Raw genomic sequence first — 15827 nt, 5'->3', positions numbered from 1 at the left:
CATCGGCGGGCATAATTAACCTGACTCATTGTTATTCGCGCAAGTTCCCCCCATGTAAGCAGGCAGGTACCAACCCTTTCCGATCAGGTGATGCCCTCCATGCTCTCAGTCCGTCAACGCCGTGCAATTCGCCTGGCCAGTCGTTTCATCGCGCCCTACCGCTGGCAGGCCCTCGGTGCTCTGGTCGCGCTGATCGTCACCGCCGGCATCACCTTGTCCATGGGGCAGGGCATTCGCCTGCTGGTGGACCAGGGCTTCATGACCCAATCGCCGCACCTGCTCAACCAGTCCATCGGCCTGTTCATGGTGCTGGTGCTGGGCTTGGCCGTGGGCACGTTTGCGCGGTTTTACCTGGTGTCGTGGATCGGTGAGCGGGTGGTGGCGGATATTCGCCGGCAGGTCTTCAACCACCTGATCTACCTGCACCCAGGTTTCTACGAGAACAACCGCAGCTCGGAAATCCAATCGCGGCTGACCACCGACACCACCTTGCTGCAATCGGTGATCGGTTCGTCGCTGTCGCTGTTCCTGCGCAATGCCTTGATGGTGATCGGCGGCATCGTACTGCTGTTCATCACCAACCCCAAGCTCACCAGCATCGTGGTGGTGGCGCTGCCGCTGGTGCTGGCGCCGATCCTGATCTTCGGCCGTCGCGTGCGCAGCCTGTCGCGCCTGAGCCAGGACCGTATTGCTGATGTGGGCAGCTACGTGTCCGAGACCCTTGGCCAGATCAAGACCGTGCAAGCCTATAACCACCAGGTCCAGGACGAGCAACGCTTTGCCGTGACCGTGGAAGAGGCGTTCACCACCGCACGCAAACGCATCGCCCAGCGCGCCTGGTTGATTACCCTGGTGATCATGCTGGTGCTGGGTGCGGTGGGCGTGATGCTGTGGGTCGGCGGCATGGATGTGATCAGCGGGCGCATTTCCGGCGGCGAGCTGGCTGCGTTCGTGTTCTACAGCCTGATCGTCGGCAGCGCCGTCGGTACCCTGAGCGAAGTCCTCGGTGAACTGCAACGTGCCGCCGGTGCAGCGGAGCGCATTGGTGAGCTGTTGCAGTCGAGCAACGAGATCCAGGCGCCGGCCACGGGTAAAGTGCAGTTGCCCGAGCGCGTCAGCGGCCGTATGGAGCTGCAGGACCTGCGTTTTTCCTACCCTTCGCGGCCGGACAGCTACGCCATCGACGGCCTGAACCTGACCATCAACCCCGGCGAAACCCTGGCACTGGTGGGGCCGTCCGGCGCGGGCAAATCGACGCTTTTCGACCTGCTGCTGCGCTTCTACGATCCCCAGCAAGGCCGCATCCTGATTGAAGGCCAGGCGCTGACCGATCTGGACCCCCTGGACCTGCGTCGCCACTTCGCCCTGGTGTCCCAGAGCCCGGCGCTGTTCTTCGGCAGCGTCGAGGAGAACATCCGCTACGGCAACCCAGCGGCCACGCGCGAGCAAGTCGAAGCCGCCGCCCGCATCGCCCACGCCCACGATTTCATCCTGCAAATGCCCGACGGCTACCAGACCCACCTCGGCGACGGCGGCATGGGCCTCTCCGGCGGCCAGCGCCAACGATTGGCGATTGCTCGTGCGTTGCTGGTGGACGCGCCGATCCTGCTGCTGGACGAAGCCACCAGTGCCCTGGATGCCCAGAGTGAACACCTGATCCAGCAAGCGTTGCCGCAATTGATGCAAGGGCGTACCACGCTGGTTATCGCCCATCGACTGGCGACGGTGAAGAACGCTGACCGTATCGCGGTGATGGATCAGGGCAGGCTGGTGGCGGTGGGGACGCACCAGCAACTGATTGCGAGCAACCCGCTGTATGCGCGGTTGGCGGCGTTGCAGTTCAGCGACGCCGCAGAGGTTGCAAAAAACCAGGCCTAGCACGAGATATGTGGCGAGCGGGCTTGCCCCGCGTTGGGCTGCGTAGCAGCCCCCAAAAACTATCAGTTGCACCGCAACGACTGGCTCAGGAGCGCTTCGCACTCCAACGCGGGGCAAGCCCGCTCGCCACAGGGATGTGGTGCGTCATTGGTCGTCAAAATACCGCTCATGCCAGTCCACCAACGGCTGTGGCGAGTTGAGCTTCTGCCCGTAGATCACCGAATAAGACAGCACGTTCTGCACATACTGGCGGGTTTCGTCGAACGGGATGCTTTCCACCCATACGTCGAAACTCAGGTGGTCGGCGCCACGTAGCCACTGGCGCACGCGGCCGGGACCGGCGTTGTAGGCGGCGGAGGCGAGGACACGGTTGCCGTTGAACTGACTGTGCACCTGGCTCAGGTAAGCCGCGCCGAGCTGGATGTTTTTGTCCGGGTCCAGCACCTGGGCGGGTGAGGCCAGGGGGATGCTGAACTTGCGCGCAGTGTCCTTGGCGGTGCCGGGCATCAGTTGCATCAGGCCGCTGGCGCCGACCCCGGAGCGGGCGTCGTCCATGAATGCGCTTTCCTGGCGGGTGATGGCGAATACCCAGCTGGAATGCAGGCCACGGACCTTGGCTTCGCGCACCAGGGTGTCGCGGTGGGCCATCGGGAAGCGGATGTCCAGGTCATCCCAGTACTGGGCCTGGCTGATGGTGCGGATCGCTGGGAAGTACCACTTCATGTCGTAGGCCAGCTTGGCCTGGGCGACCATTTCGTCACGGTTGAAATGGCGGCTGACGTGGTACCACTCGCGGCGGCCATCCACGATCTGGCCACGGGCGTAGAACTCAAGGGCACGGCGCACCCCCGGGGTGTTACGCACTTTGTTGACCAGCGCCTGGCTCATCAGCAGCGGCTTGTTCTTCAACTGGTACGGAGCCTTGGAGCGATCGGCGGCCAGGAAGCCATAGAAGTCACGTTCCTGCGCGAGATTCTTGTACAGCACCAGGGCTTGCGGGTTTTTCGGCTCGGCCAGTTCCAGGCTCCGGGCCTGCCAGTAGCGCCAGCGGTTGGTGGTGGCCAAATCCTGCGGGAGTTTGCGCGTCAGTTGGTAGGCATCTTCCCAGCGGGCCAGGCGCAACAGCAGGCGCAGGCGCCATTCGGACACGGTGTTGTCGCGCAACTCGGGGTCGTACTTGGTCATCACCTCAAGCGCTCGCGGGTCGAAGCGCTTGGCCAGGGTCAGGCCGATTTCACGGGCGATTGCCACTTTTTCGTCACGGGAGAAGTGCATGCTGCTGGCGTAACCGTCGAGCAGGGCCATGGCCTTGTCCGGATCCTGGCGTGCCAGGCGGCGCAGGCCCAGGCCGACGGCGTCAGACATCGCCTCGGTGGCCGGCAGGAAGCGCGACGGGTCGCCGAGCATGTCGGGCTTCTGTGCTACGTCCACCATCAGGCGGCCCTGGGCGCCCAGGGTCGGCAGGGTTTTTACCAGGCTGTTGGCCAGCGGGTAATTGCGTGCTTCGGCGGCGAGTTTGGCGCGGTCCCAGATTTTTTGTTCAGTGAGTTGGCCGTCGGCGGCCCATTGGCTGAAGGTGGCATCACAGGCGGCCGGCTGGGATTTGCCGGTCATCCAGAGTTTTTCGGTGGTTTTGTAGCCTTCAGCCTTCAAGTTGTGGGTCAGTTGGAACTGGCCATGCAGGCAGTCCAGCTCGACGAAATTGAGCTTGGGGTCGTAGTACTTTTCAAAGGTCTGCCAGTCGCCACGCTCGGCCAACCAGCGCAACCAACGCAGTTTCATCCAGTTGGCCTGGGGCAGGTCGCCGTTTTTGGCAAGGAATTGTTCGATTTCCTCGTTGCTGGCGGTCTTCAGCCGGGCGGTCAGTTCGTCGTAGGCCAGGTAAGGCGTCAGCGGGTAGTCGGCCAGGGCCTGGCTGTATTGCATGTAGGGGCCGGTATCGCCCTTGGCCAGGGCACGTTTGGCTTCATCGTAATATTGACGTTGGGTGGTGAGGTCCACGGCCTGGGCGGATTGAACGGCGGTGGCGGAAAAAAGCAGACAAGATAAAAAGTTGAAAAGGCGACTGCGCATGAGACGTCCGTGCAGAGAAATCACGACTAGCACCGGCACCGCCGACACTGATTGCCCCTAGCTTAGCCTTTTGCCAGCGACCGGCGAAAGCTTTGCCGGGTGGTTCGTTCAAGTTCTCCGGAAATGTCCTACAGAACGTGTCGGTAGCGAAAATGCTGGCCGCATCCCACCCTCAAGTCAGGTAGAATGCGCGCCCAGTTTTTGGAGAAGCGTATGACCCTGCTCAAATTCAGCGATGTGTCCCTTGCTTTCGGCGCTATGCCGTTGTTGGACAAGGTGTCCTGGCAGATCGCCCGTGGTGAGCGGGTGTGCATCATCGGCCGCAACGGCACCGGCAAGTCCAGCATGATGAAGCTGGTAAAGGGCGACCAGAAGCCCGATGACGGCTCTGTCTGGCGCGCCCCAGGCCTCAAGATTGGCGAATTGCCGCAGGAATTGCCGGTTGCCGACGGACGGACTGTGTTCGACGTGGTTGCCGAAGGCCTGGACGGTGTCGGTGAGTTGCTTGCGCAATACCATCACCTGGCCCAGAACTGCGTCACCGAAGCCGACCTGGACAAGCTGATGCACGTCCAGCAGGACCTCGAAGCCCGTGACGGCTGGCGCCTGCAGCAACTGGTGGACAGCACCTTGAGCCGCCTGCAGCTGCCGGCCGACAAGACCCTCGCCGAGTTGTCCGGCGGCTGGCGTCGTCGTGTGCTGCTGGCCCAGGCCCTGGTGTCCGAGCCCGACCTGCTGCTGCTTGACGAGCCAACCAACCACCTGGACATCGGCGCCATCGCCTGGCTGGAAGAAGCCCTCAAGGATTTCCAGGGCGCCGTGCTGTTTATCACGCACGACCGTTCCTTCCTGCAAAACCTGGCGACGCGGATCCTTGAGCTGGATCGTGGCGGCCTGATCGACTGGAACGGCGACTACGCCAGCTTCCTGGTGCACAAGGAAGCTGCGCTGTCCGCCGAAGAAACCGCCAACGCCCTGTTCGACAAGAAACTGGCCCAGGAAGAAGTCTGGATCCGCCAGGGCATCAAGGCGCGCCGTACCCGTAACGAAGGCCGCGTGCGTGCCCTCAAGGCCCTGCGCGTCGAGCGCAGCGAACGTCGCGAGCGCACCGGCAAGGCCAATATCCAGCTGGATACCGCCGATAAGTCGGGCAAGCAGGTCATGGTGCTCGAGAACGTCAGCTTCCATCACCCGGATGGCCCGTTCCTGATCAAGGACTTCTCCATGGTCCTGCAACGCGGCGACCGTATCGGCCTGTTGGGTGCCAACGGTACCGGCAAGACCACCTTGCTCAAGCTGATGCTCAATGGTCTGCAACCGACCAGCGGCACGGTGGAAGAGGGCACGCGCATCGACGTGGCCTACTTCGACCAGTTGCGCCATCAGTTGGACCTGGAAAAGACCGTGATCGACAACGTCGCCGAAGGCCGCGACTTTATCGATATCGACGGCCAGAGCCGCCACGTACTCAGCTACCTGGGTGATTTCCTGTTCAGCCCGCAACGTGCGCGTACGCCCGTGAAGGCCTTGTCCGGTGGCGAGCGTGCGCGCCTGCTGCTGGCCAAGTTGTTCAGCAAGCCGGCCAACCTGCTGGTGCTCGACGAACCGACCAACGACCTCGACGTGGAAACCCTCGAGCTGCTGGAAGAGGTCCTGCTGACCTTCAACGGCACTGTGCTGATGGTCAGCCACGACCGGGCATTCCTCGACAACGTGGTCACCAGCACCCTGGTCTTCGAAGGTGAAGGCAAGGTGCGCGAATACGTCGGTGGTTACCAGGACTGGCTGCGTCAGGGCGGCTCGCCGCGCCTGTTGGGCGTGACCGAGAGCAAGTCCGGCAAGGCCGACCTGACCTCCGCTGTGGTGGCTCCGGTGGAAGCGGCTGCACCGGCCCAGGAAGCGGCACCGGCGGCCAAGAAGAAACTCAGCTACAAGCTGCAGCGTGAGCTGGAAGCCTTGCCGGGTGATATCGACGCCAAGGAACAGCAGATCGCCGCAGTAGAAGCGGAAATGGCTGACGCGGGTTTCTACCTGCGTCCGGCAGCGGAAACCGCCAAGGTCATCGCCTCCCTGGAGACGTTGAACCAGGAGCTGGAAGTGCTGGTCGAGCGTTGGGCCGAGCTGGATGCCTGAGTGACCTTCGTGCAATAAAAAAGCCCGGCGCCCTAATATGGGCGCCGGGCTTTTTCATATGAAATGCGGTTCAAATGTGGCCTTAAGAGGTTTTTACCAGTCTGACGGCCAATACATCGCACGGCGCACCGTGCAGCACATCATTGGCAGTAGAACCCAGCAGCAACGCCAAACCATGACGGCCATGGCTGCCGACCACGATCAGGTCGCAATGCTGCTCCTTGGCCAGGTGGTGGATTTCCTGGCGCGGTTGGCCGTAGGTGAGGTGGGAGTTTTCCTTGGTCACTTCGGGGTATTTGACGATCAGGCGGTCAAGGCGCTCCTTGGCCTGGTCGAACTGTTGTTGCTGCAATTGGGAAAGGTCCATGGGCACGTCGCCGCCAAAGGCCATCGCCATGGGCTCGACGATATGCACCAGTGACAGTTTTGCGCCACTGGCAACGGCAAACGCTCGGGCGCGCTTGATCACTGGATCGCACTCTTCGGTCAGGTCTACGGCGACCAGAATATGTTCGTAGGACATGGGGCGTTCCTCCAGGGGACTGCAATAGATTCAGTATGGCTGCTTTCAAGCGGATAGGGTTGCGTCAGGTCAAATCCGCTCATCAGAAAAATCGGGAGTACACATATGACGGTCTGGATAGTGGTGTCAATCCTTGTCGTGGTTCTGAGCCCCCTGGCATGGCTGCGCCCATCACGCCATCAGAGCGGGCGCATGGCCCTGCGCATGGAGGCACGCCGCATCGGCCTGGCCATGCAACTGGCGCCCCAGGAGTGGCCGCACTGGCTCAAGCAAGAGCCGCCGAGCCCCTGTGCGCAGTACTGCCGACCCCGGCGCGGCAGTATGCCGGCCGTTTGGAGCTACTGGCAGCTGGAGCCTGGCGTGTGGGTCAATCAGTGGCGCGAAGTGTGTGTGGACGAGAAGTTGTTGCCGCATTTTGCAACGCTGCCGGCGAATGTCTACAAGGTCGAGGCCGACAAGCAAATGATCGCCCTTTACTGGGGCGAGAAGGGCGAGGCGAGCGACCTGCTCGCCATTGATACATTGCTCAAGGCCCTGGCCTGATGCTGCCCTCTGCCGCTCTCTGTAGGAGCGAGCTTGCTCGCGAAAATCGTCAACGATAACGCGGGTATTCAGGTTATACGCGGCGCCCTTGAATTTTTCGCGAGCAAGCTCGCTCCTACAAAAATACCAAACGCCAGGCAATAAAAAGCCCGAAAGCATCATCGGGCTGGAGTTGGCCAGGCAGGCCGGTAAATCTGGGTTTTCCGCGTCGGATGTTCATCCAGGCGCGTTACGGTTGTCGCTAGCCTAGCGGCATATCCGGTTCTGTACAGCGGTTTTCCCTATCTTTTTCATTATTGATTTCGTGAATAGTTGAATATTGACGAATCGCGGGCCTGGCCCCGGGGTTCTGAAATGACTGGAAAGTCGCGTTTTTCCTAGCCTTTCGAGCGATTGACAATTGCTCGGAATTGGATGAAGGTGGCGTACCCAAATCAAACGGGCGTATGAATTGAGCGTTTGTCTGTCAGACCGCTCATACAGAAACCCGACTATCGCATTGGCGGGTGTGCCTGGCGGATTGGCCTGAGCATTGACGAAATTATCAATGTCCAAGCATAGGCCAGCGTCCAATGTGTACTGTTCAGCTTCCATATCGTGGAGATCAGTTGATGATTTACGAAGGTAAAGCCATCACGGTTAAGGCTCTTGAAAGTGGCATCGTCGAACTGAAGTTCGACCTCAAGGGTGAGTCCGTCAACAAGTTCAACCGTCTAACCCTGAACGAACTGCGTCAGGCCGTAGACACCATCAAGGCTGATGCATCGATCAAAGGCGTGATCGTCTCCAGCGGCAAGGACGTGTTTATCGTCGGCGCTGACATCACCGAATTCGTCGACAACTTCAAGCTGCCCGATGCCGAGCTGGTGGCTGGCAACCTCGAAGCCAACAAGATTTTCAGCGATTTCGAAGACCTCAACGTACCGACCGTTGCCGCGATCAATGGCATCGCGCTGGGCGGCGGCCTGGAAATGTGCCTGGCGGCGGACTTCCGCGTCATGGCGGCCACCGCCAAGATCGGCCTGCCTGAAGTCAAGCTGGGCATCTACCCGGGCTTCGGCGGCACCGTGCGCCTGCCGCGCATCATTGGTGCCGACAACGCCATCGAGTGGATTGCCGCCGGCAAGGAAAACCGTGCCGAAGACGCACTGAAAGTCGGTGCCGTCGACGCCGTGGTGGCTCCGGACAAGCTGGCCGAAGCCGCGTTGAACCTGATCAAGGGCGCCATCAGCGGCGAATTTGACTACAAGGCCAAGCGTCAGCCGAAGCTGGAAAAACTCAAGCTCAACGCCATCGAACAAATGATGTCGTTCGAAACCGCCAAGGGTTTCGTGGCTGGCCAGGCCGGCCCGAACTACCCGGCGCCGGTTGAAGCGATCAAGACCATCCAGAAGGCCGCGAACTTCGGTCGCGACAAAGCCCTGGAAGTGGAAGCAGCAGGCTTCGTCAAGCTGGCCAAGACCTCGGCGGCCCAGAGCCTGATCGGCCTGTTCCTGAACGACCAGGAACTGAAGAAAAAGGCCAAGGCCTACGACGAAATCGCCAAGGACGTGAAACAGGCTGCCGTGCTCGGCGCCGGTATCATGGGCGGCGGTATCGCCTATCAGTCGGCGTCCAAAGGCACGCCGATCCTGATGAAGGACATCAACGAACACGGTATCGAGCAGGGCCTGGCCGAAGCCGCCAAACTGCTGGTCGGCCGCGTTGATAAAGGTCGTATGACTGCGGCGAAGATGGCTGAAGTGCTTAACGGTATTCGTCCTACGCTGTCCTACGGCGATTTCGGCCATGTCGACCTGGTGGTCGAAGCGGTTGTCGAGAATCCGAAGGTCAAGCAGGCGGTACTGGCTGAAGTTGAAGGCCACGTCAAAGACGACACCATCCTGGCCTCGAACACCTCGACCATTTCCATTTCGCTGCTGGCCAAGGCCCTCAAGCGTCCGGAAAACTTCGTCGGCATGCACTTCTTCAACCCGGTGCACATGATGCCGCTGGTGGAAGTGATCCGTGGCGAGAAGTCCAGCGAGCTGGCGATTGCCACCACCGTTGCCTACGCCAAGAAAATGGGCAAGAACCCGATCGTGGTCAACGACTGCCCGGGCTTCCTGGTCAACCGCGTGCTGTTCCCGTACTTCGGTGGTTTCGCCAAGCTGGTGAGTGCCGGTGTGGACTTCGTGCGCATCGACAAGGTCATGGAAAAATTCGGCTGGCCAATGGGCCCTGCGTACCTGATGGACGTGGTCGGCATCGACACCGGCCACCACGGTCGTGACGTGATGGCTGAAGGCTTCCCGGACCGCATGAAAGACGACCGCCGCTCGGCGATCGACGCGCTCTACGAGGCCAAGCGCCTGGGCCAGAAGAACGGCAAGGGTTTCTACGCCTACGAGGCGGACAAGAAGGGCAAGCAGAAGAAAGTGGCCGACCCGTCGGTGCACGAAGTGCTGGCTCCGGTCATCTACGAACAGCGTGAGGTGTCGGATGAGGACATCATCAACTGGATGATGATCGCCCTGTGCCTGGAAACCGTGCGTTGCCTGGAAGACGGCATCGTTGAAACCGCCGCCGAGGCCGATATGGGCCTGGTGTACGGTATTGGCTTCCCTCCATTCCGTGGTGGTGCGCTGCGTTACATCGACTCGATCGGTGTGGCCGAGTTCGTTGCCCTGGCTGATCAATACGCTGATCTGGGCCCGCTGTACCACCCGACCGCGAAGCTGCGTGAGATGGCCAAGAACGGCCAGCGCTTCTTCGGTTAAGTGCCCAGACGACTAGAGCGAGAATATTTATGAGCTTGAATCCAAGAGACGTCGTGATTGTCGACTTCGGTCGTACGCCGATGGGCCGCTCCAAGGGCGGCATGCACCGCAACACCCGCGCTGAAGACATGTCGGCGCACCTGATCAGCAAGCTGCTGGAACGCAACGTCAAGGTCGACCCGAACGAAGTCGAGGACGTGATCTGGGGCTGCGTCAACCAGACCCTGGAGCAGGGCTGGAACATCGCGCGCATGGCGTCGCTGATGACGCAGATCCCGCACACGGCAGCCGGCCAGACCGTCAGCCGCCTGTGTGGCTCGTCCATGAGTGCGCTGCATACCGCCGCCCAGGCGATCATGACCGGCAACGGTGATGTATTCGTGGTTGGTGGCGTGGAGCACATGGGCCACGTCAGCATGATGCACGGCGTCGATCCTAACCCGCACATGTCGCTGTACGCGGCAAAAGCCTCGGGCATGATGGGCCTGACCGCGGAAATGCTCGGCAAGATGCACGGCATTACCCGTGAAGCCCAGGACGCGTTCGGCGTGCGTTCCCACCAGCTCGCCCACAAGGCGACCGTGGAAGGCAAGTTCAAGGATGAAATCATCCCGATGAACGGCTACGACGAGAACGGTTTCCTCAAGCTGTTCGACTACGACGAAACCATTCGTCCGGATACCACCCTGGAAAGCCTGGCGGCCCTCAAGCCTGCCTTCAATCCGAAGGGCGGCACCGTGACGGCGGGTACTTCGTCGCAAATCACCGACGGCGCCTCGTGCATGATCGTGATGTCGGCGCAGCGTGCCCAGGACCTCGGCATCCAGCCGCTGGCAGTGATTCGTTCGATGGCGGTGGCGGGTGTGGACCCGGCAATCATGGGCTATGGTCCAGTACCGGCGACACAAAAAGCCTTGAAGCGCGCGGGCCTGACCATCTCCGATATCGACTTCTTCGAACTCAACGAAGCTTTCGCTGCACAGGCCCTGCCGGTGCTGAAAGATTTGAAAGTGCTCGACAAGATGAACGAGAAGGTTAACCTGCACGGCGGTGCGATTGCCCTGGGCCACCCATTCGGTTGCTCCGGTGCGCGTATTTCCGGCACTTTGCTTAACGTGATGAAGCAAAATGGCGGTAACCTTGGGGTTGCAACCATGTGCATTGGTCTCGGCCAAGGCATCTCCACCGTCTTCGAACGCGTCTAAGCGTTGAGTCGACGGAAGCCGGGGCCCAGTGCCCCGGTTTTTGTTTTTTGGAATTTTTAATTTTTTTTTCAACAAATTTTGTAAGGGGGCCAGAGCATGAAAGTCGAACCAGGGCTCTACCAACATTATAAAGGTCCGCAGTACCGCGTTTTCAGCGTGGCACGGCATTCCGAGACCGAAGAAGAAGTGGTGTTCTACCAAGCACTGTATGGCGATTACGGCTTTTGGGTGCGCCCCTTGAGCATGTTCCTGGAGACCGTCGAAGTTGACGGCGAGCAGGTCCCGCGCTTTGCTTTGGTCCAGGTCGAACCCAGTCTTTTTTCAGGGCAATAACGGCAGGTCGCGCAGAATGCTGCGCTTGACCTCACCTTGTTGCCACTATATATAGCGTTGCCGCGTCAGGCGCCAACTGCCTTTCACTTCTCGAATTCAGGAATTTTCCGATCCATGGGCAAATCGCTGGTCATTGTGGAATCCCCGGCTAAGGCCAAGACCATCAACAAGTACTTGGGCAACGAGTACGTGGTGAAGTCGAGTATCGGCCATATCCGAGACCTGCCCACCAGCGGTTCGGCTAGCGCCAGCAAGGAGCCTGCCGCCAAGCGCGGCAAGGCGGCTGCGGGCGAAGGTCCGGTGCTCACGCCTAAAGAGAAAGCGCGCAAGCAGCTGGTCTCGCGCATGGGTGTGGACCCGGATCATGGCTGGAAGGCCAAGTACGAAATCCTTCCGGGCAAGGAAAAGGTCATCGAAGAGCTGCGCCGGCTCGCCAAGGATGCCGACACCATCTATCTCGCAACGGACTTGGACCGCGAAGGGGAAGCCATTGCCTGGCACCTGCGGGAAGCCATCGGCGGTGATGACAGCCGCTACAAGCGTGTGGTGTTTAACGAAATCACCAAGAAAGCCATCCAGGAAGCCTTCTCCAAGCCGGGCGAGCTGGACATCGATCGTGTCAACGCCCAGCAGGCCCGTCGTTTCCTCGACCGCGTGGTGGGTTACATGGTCTCGCCGCTGCTGTGGGCCAAGATCGCCCGTGGCCTGTCCGCCGGCCGTGTGCAATCGGTAGCGGTCAAGCTGGTGGTGGAGCGCGAGCGTGAGATCCGTGCGTTCAACCCCGAGGAATACTGGGAAGTCCACGCCGACCTGGGCACCGCCAAGGGCGCCAACGTGCGCTTCGAAGTGGCCCGTGAGAAAGGCGAGGCGTTCAAGCCGCTGAACGAAGCCCAGGCCATGGCCGCGCTGGAGAAGCTCAAGGCCTCCAGCTACAGCATCGTCAAGCGTGAAGACAAACCGACCAGCAGCAAGCCGTCGGCGCCGTTCATCACCTCCACCCTGCAACAGGCCGCAAGTAACCGCCTGGGCTTCGGGGTGAAGAAAACCATGATGATGGCCCAGCGTCTGTACGAAGCCGGCTACATCACTTATATGCGTACCGACTCCACCAACCTGTCGCAAGACGCGGTGGCGATGGCGCGTACCTATATTGAAAGCGAATTCGGCAAGAAGTACCTGCCGGAGAAGCCGAACGTCTACAGCAGCAAAGAAGGCGCCCAGGAGGCTCACGAAGCGATTCGTCCTTCCGATGCCAACACCGAGCCAAGCAAGCTGAGTGGCATGGAGCGCGACGCTGAGCGCCTCTACGAGCTGATCTGGCGCCAGTTCCTGGCTTGCCAGATGCTGCCGGCGCAATACCTGTCCACTACTGTCAGCGTGGGTGCGGGCGATTTCGAGTTGCGTGCCAAGGGCCGTATCCTCAAGTTCGACGGCTACACCCGTGTGATGCCGCAGATCGCCAAGCCTGGCGATGACGATGTGCTGCCGGACATGGCCCAGGGCGACACGCTGAAGCTGATCAAGCTCGACCCGTCCCAGCACTTCACCAAGCCGCCGGCGCGTTATTCGGAAGCCAGCCTGGTGAAAGAGATGGAGAAGCGCGGTATCGGTCGTCCGTCGACCTACGCGGCGATCATCTCCACCATCCAGGACCGTGGCTACGTCGCGCTGCACAACCGTCGTTTCTATTCGGAAAAGATGGGCGATATCGTTACCGAGCGCCTGTCCGAGAGCTTCTCCAACCTGATGGACTACGGCTTTACCGCCGGTATGGAAGAGAACCTCGATGACGTGGCCCAGGGCGAGCGCGACTGGAAAAACGTGCTCGACGAGTTCTACGGCGACTTCAAGAAAAAACTCGAAGTGGCTGAAAGCCCCGAGAGCGGCATGCGTGCCAACCAGCCGGTGATGACCGACATCCCGTGCCTGACCTGTGGCCGTCCGATGCAGATTCGTACCGCATCCACCGGCGTGTTCCTCGGTTGCTCGGGCTACAGCCTGCCGCCGAAAGAACGCTGCAAGGCCACCGTCAACCTGGTGCCGGGTGATGAAATCGCCGCCGACGACGAGGGTGAATCCGAGTCGCTGGTACTGCGTGGCAAGCACCGCTGCCCCATCTGCAGCACGGCGATGGACGCCTACCTGCTGGACGAGAAGCACAAGCTGCACATCTGCGGTAACAACCCGGATTGCGACGGCTACGAGATCGAAGAGGGCAGCTACCGCATCAAGGGCTATGAAGGCCCGAGCCTGGAATGCGACAAGTGCGGCAGCGAGATGCAGCTCAAGACCGGTCGCTTCGGCAAGTTTTTCGGTTGCACCAACCCGACCTGCAAGAACACGCGCAAACTGCTGAAAAGCGGTGACGCGGCGCCGCCGAAGATGGACCCGGTGAAGATGCCGGAACTCAAGTGCGAGAAGGTCAACGACACCTACATCCTGCGTGACGGCGCCTCGGGCCTGTTCCTGGCGGCCAGCCAGTTCCCGAAAAATCGCGAGACCCGAGCGCCGTTGGTGCTGGAGATCGTGCCGCACAAGGACGAGATCGATCCGAAGTACCACTTCCTGTGTGACGCGCCGAAGAAGGACCCGGATGGTCGCCCAGCCGTGATCCGCTACAGCCGCAAGACCAAGGAGCAGTACGTGCAGACCGAAGTGGACGGCAAGCCAACCGGCTGGAAAGCGTTCTACGACGGTGGCAAGTGGAAGGTCGAGGACAAGCGCCAGGGCGCTTGACCCGCTAGTCTGTTAACGTTAGAAGCCGTCTGTATAGACGGCTTTTGCTTGCTGTGGGAACGAGGAGGACGCCTGGTCCTCGCTCGCGAAGGTTGTTAACGATTACGCGAAAAACCTGGCACCGAACGGTGCTCTGAAGTTTTTCGCGAGCAAGCTCGCTCCTACATAGCCAGCATCACGCTTATTCGTTGTGGAGATTGCCGTTATGGCCAACGAGCTCTATACCCGTACCAATCAGAAAATTTATTTTGCGGGTTTGTCCCTGGAAGCCCTTGGCCGTGCCGAGGAGGGGAAGGAGATGAACGCGATTGCGCTGGTCCAGGCCGGGCGTGAAGCCGCGTTGTTCCACCTGTATGGTGCGTTACTGGGCTTGTGTCATGAGATCGCCGGGTTCTACCGCTTGCCCCAGGCCGGTTCGCCCCGTGCGGAAATGATCATGAATCGTGAGGTGCTGGAAAGCATGGCGATCCCTGAGCTGGCCGAGTTGGTGGAAATGGCGCAGAGCCCTGACAGCTGGGTCGCGCGTCTGCTTAAGGCCCATGCGGATATGTTTCAGCCGCCCCGTGTTCCCCATGTGCCCAAGGGCGATGTGACCCAGCCCTTGATCGTGGCGGTGGCGCTGGAAGAGGAAGAGCCCGAGCCACTGAGTCGCGAAGAGTTGGAAGGCTGGCGTCAGGCGCTGAAAAAGATGGCATTGCGCTTTCGTGAAGGTTTGAACGAGTGCTGAACGTTGGTCGGATTCACATGGCACCGTTCATCAAGCCGTAAAGAAACCTCTTCAGATCCTCAGCGAGGCCGGGCGGATGACTGATATAATCCCGGCCTTTCGTGGAGAACAGACTTTTATGCCGACGTCCTTTCTGGAAATTGTTGAGTTGCCTGACGGCCGAATCGAGCTGCGCCGGGCCGAGGACGAAGGTTCTCTGGTTATCCTGGATTTTTCCGAGGACGCCAAGGTGTTCCTGCAGGGCCAGCACGTGGAAGTGGCAAAAGCCATGTTGAGCGTTGGTGTGCAGATGGCCGGTCGCCTGGCAGAAGGCGAGCCCGAGAAAGAAGACGGCCCGCGCGTTCTTCACTGAGTGTGGCAAGTGGGTTCGCTGTTGTGGCAAGCCCGCTCACCACAACAGGCCCCCTCCACAGGGATAGCCTGCGGCACACAGAATTAACCCAATCGAATATTCAAGCTCTGTGCATCGCCGGTACGCGCTGCGCTGATCAGCTGTGCCTTGGCAGTGGCATTCAGCGGGTTGAGCCAGCTCACCACGGTGTGGCTACGGCCCAGGCGCAAGGCTTCACAGGTCAACTGCTGAGCACTTTGCGCACCGCGCGGTTGCAGCAGCAGGATGCGCTCGCGATTAAGGCCGGCATCCCGCAGCCAGGCCTGGGTCAGGCTGGCGGGCGGGGCGATCAGCGTCAACCAGCGTGCATCCTGTTCCTCGCTCAGTTCACGAAGGATCGGCGCCAGCAGGCTCAGGCAGCTCCCGGCCGCACCGCGCAACGACAGTTCACTGAACGCCTCAGGTTCGGCGCTCCAGGGCGCCTCGACCGTTTCCTTGAGGATGGGCGCAAGGGGTTGGGCCATAAAGGCCTCGAACAGCGACAGTTGTGTGTGTTGGGGGGTGTGCACGAGCTGCATGATGCCTC

Annotated in this window: 12 protein-coding genes; 9 read left to right on the top strand and 3 right to left on the bottom strand. The window is 60.6% G+C overall.

From position 1 onward, the window contains the following. The first annotated feature begins 90 nt into the window (after positions 1–90). Positions 91–1878 (top strand): ABC transporter transmembrane domain-containing protein, encoded by a 1788-nt coding sequence (locus tag Q8X51_RS14695; protein ID WP_407693320.1) that lies wholly within the window; start codon positions 91–93, stop codon positions 1876–1878. A 144-nt stretch (positions 1879–2022) separates the two neighbouring features. Here Q8X51_RS14695 and Q8X51_RS14690 read toward each other — a convergent pair whose 3' ends face one another. Next, complete coding sequence (locus Q8X51_RS14690) at positions 2023–3951, bottom strand: transglycosylase SLT domain-containing protein (RefSeq protein WP_065928162.1); 1929 nt, start codon at positions 3949–3951, stop codon at positions 2023–2025. Between the two features lie 213 nt (positions 3952–4164). Here Q8X51_RS14690 and Q8X51_RS14685 point away from each other — a divergent pair, with 213 nt between their 5' ends. Continuing rightward, positions 4165–6084, top strand: coding sequence for an ATP-binding cassette domain-containing protein (locus Q8X51_RS14685; RefSeq protein ID WP_065947396.1), 1920 nt, complete (start codon positions 4165–4167; stop codon positions 6082–6084). An 82-nt stretch (positions 6085–6166) separates the two neighbouring features. On the opposite strand, the gene Q8X51_RS14680 is transcribed toward Q8X51_RS14685, so the two are convergent. Beyond that, positions 6167–6607 carry a universal stress protein gene (locus Q8X51_RS14680; protein WP_027604244.1) on the bottom strand — a complete coding sequence of 147 codons (441 nt, stop codon included), beginning with the start codon at positions 6605–6607 and terminating at the stop codon, positions 6167–6169. Between the two features lie 105 nt (positions 6608–6712). Here Q8X51_RS14680 and Q8X51_RS14675 point away from each other — a divergent pair, with 105 nt between their 5' ends. From Q8X51_RS14675 to Q8X51_RS14645, 7 genes are all read left to right on the top strand, one after another. Then, positions 6713–7150 carry a hypothetical protein gene (locus Q8X51_RS14675; RefSeq protein WP_027604243.1) on the top strand — a complete coding sequence of 146 codons (438 nt, stop codon included), beginning with the start codon at positions 6713–6715 and terminating at the stop codon, positions 7148–7150. A gap of 611 nt (positions 7151–7761) precedes the next feature. Next, positions 7762–9909 carry a fatty acid oxidation complex subunit alpha FadB gene (fadB, locus tag Q8X51_RS14670; protein ID WP_065947397.1) on the top strand — a complete coding sequence of 716 codons (2148 nt, stop codon included), beginning with the start codon at positions 7762–7764 and terminating at the stop codon, positions 9907–9909. 29 nt (positions 9910–9938) lie between these two features. Continuing rightward, positions 9939–11114, top strand: a complete 1176-nt coding sequence (fadA, locus tag Q8X51_RS14665) for an acetyl-CoA C-acyltransferase FadA (protein WP_026136849.1) — start codon at positions 9939–9941, stop codon at positions 11112–11114. Positions 11115–11210: 96 nt separating this feature from the next. After that, complete coding sequence (locus Q8X51_RS14660) at positions 11211–11447, top strand: DUF1653 domain-containing protein (protein WP_027604241.1); 237 nt, start codon at positions 11211–11213, stop codon at positions 11445–11447. Positions 11448–11561: 114 nt separating this feature from the next. Continuing rightward, positions 11562–14183 (top strand): type I DNA topoisomerase, encoded by a 2622-nt coding sequence (topA, locus tag Q8X51_RS14655; RefSeq protein WP_065928159.1) that lies wholly within the window; start codon positions 11562–11564, stop codon positions 14181–14183. 205 nt (positions 14184–14388) lie between these two features. Further along, positions 14389–14910, top strand: coding sequence for a DUF6586 family protein (locus Q8X51_RS14650; RefSeq protein WP_027604239.1), 522 nt, complete (start codon positions 14389–14391; stop codon positions 14908–14910). 118 nt (positions 14911–15028) lie between these two features. Continuing rightward, complete coding sequence (locus Q8X51_RS14645) at positions 15029–15262, top strand: hypothetical protein (RefSeq protein ID WP_010212068.1); 234 nt, start codon at positions 15029–15031, stop codon at positions 15260–15262. Positions 15263–15345: 83 nt separating this feature from the next. On the opposite strand, the gene sulA is transcribed toward Q8X51_RS14645, so the two are convergent. Continuing rightward, positions 15346–15819: an SOS-induced cell division inhibitor SulA gene (sulA, locus tag Q8X51_RS14640; RefSeq protein ID WP_027604238.1), complete on the bottom strand. Its 474-nt coding sequence runs from the start codon at positions 15817–15819 to the stop codon at positions 15346–15348. Between the last annotated feature and the right edge of the window lie 8 nt (positions 15820–15827).

The sequence above is a fragment of the Pseudomonas sp. Yb2C2 genome (assembly GCF_052112325.1).
In the GTDB taxonomy this organism is placed as follows: domain Bacteria; phylum Pseudomonadota; class Gammaproteobacteria; order Pseudomonadales; family Pseudomonadaceae; genus Aquipseudomonas; species Aquipseudomonas marginalis.
Note: the sequence above shows the minus strand (reverse complement) of the source record. Positions and strands in the feature narration are given on the sequence as shown.

Bases quoted from the DNA above. Each gene is read 5' to 3' on its own strand.
- Q8X51_RS14645 (WP_010212068.1), top strand. From the start codon at position 15,029: ATGCCGACGTCCTTTCTGGAAATTGTTGAGTTGCCTGACGGCCGAATC.
- Q8X51_RS14680 (WP_027604244.1), bottom strand. From the start codon at position 6,607: ATGTCCTACGAACATATTCTGGTCGCCGTAGACCTGACCGAAGAGTGC.
- Q8X51_RS14650 (WP_027604239.1), top strand. From the start codon at position 14,389: ATGGCCAACGAGCTCTATACCCGTACCAATCAGAAAATTTATTTTGCG.
- Q8X51_RS14660 (WP_027604241.1), top strand. From the start codon at position 11,211: ATGAAAGTCGAACCAGGGCTCTACCAACATTATAAAGGTCCGCAGTAC.
- topA (WP_065928159.1), top strand. From the start codon at position 11,562: ATGGGCAAATCGCTGGTCATTGTGGAATCCCCGGCTAAGGCCAAGACC.
- sulA (WP_027604238.1), bottom strand. From the start codon at position 15,819: ATGCAGCTCGTGCACACCCCCCAACACACACAACTGTCGCTGTTCGAG.
- Q8X51_RS14675 (WP_027604243.1), top strand. From the start codon at position 6,713: ATGACGGTCTGGATAGTGGTGTCAATCCTTGTCGTGGTTCTGAGCCCC.
- Q8X51_RS14695 (WP_407693320.1), top strand. From the start codon at position 91: ATGCCCTCCATGCTCTCAGTCCGTCAACGCCGTGCAATTCGCCTGGCC.
- Q8X51_RS14685 (WP_065947396.1), top strand. From the start codon at position 4,165: ATGACCCTGCTCAAATTCAGCGATGTGTCCCTTGCTTTCGGCGCTATG.
- Q8X51_RS14690 (WP_065928162.1), bottom strand. From the start codon at position 3,951: ATGCGCAGTCGCCTTTTCAACTTTTTATCTTGTCTGCTTTTTTCCGCC.
- fadA (WP_026136849.1), top strand. From the start codon at position 9,939: ATGAGCTTGAATCCAAGAGACGTCGTGATTGTCGACTTCGGTCGTACG.
- fadB (WP_065947397.1), top strand. From the start codon at position 7,762: ATGATTTACGAAGGTAAAGCCATCACGGTTAAGGCTCTTGAAAGTGGC.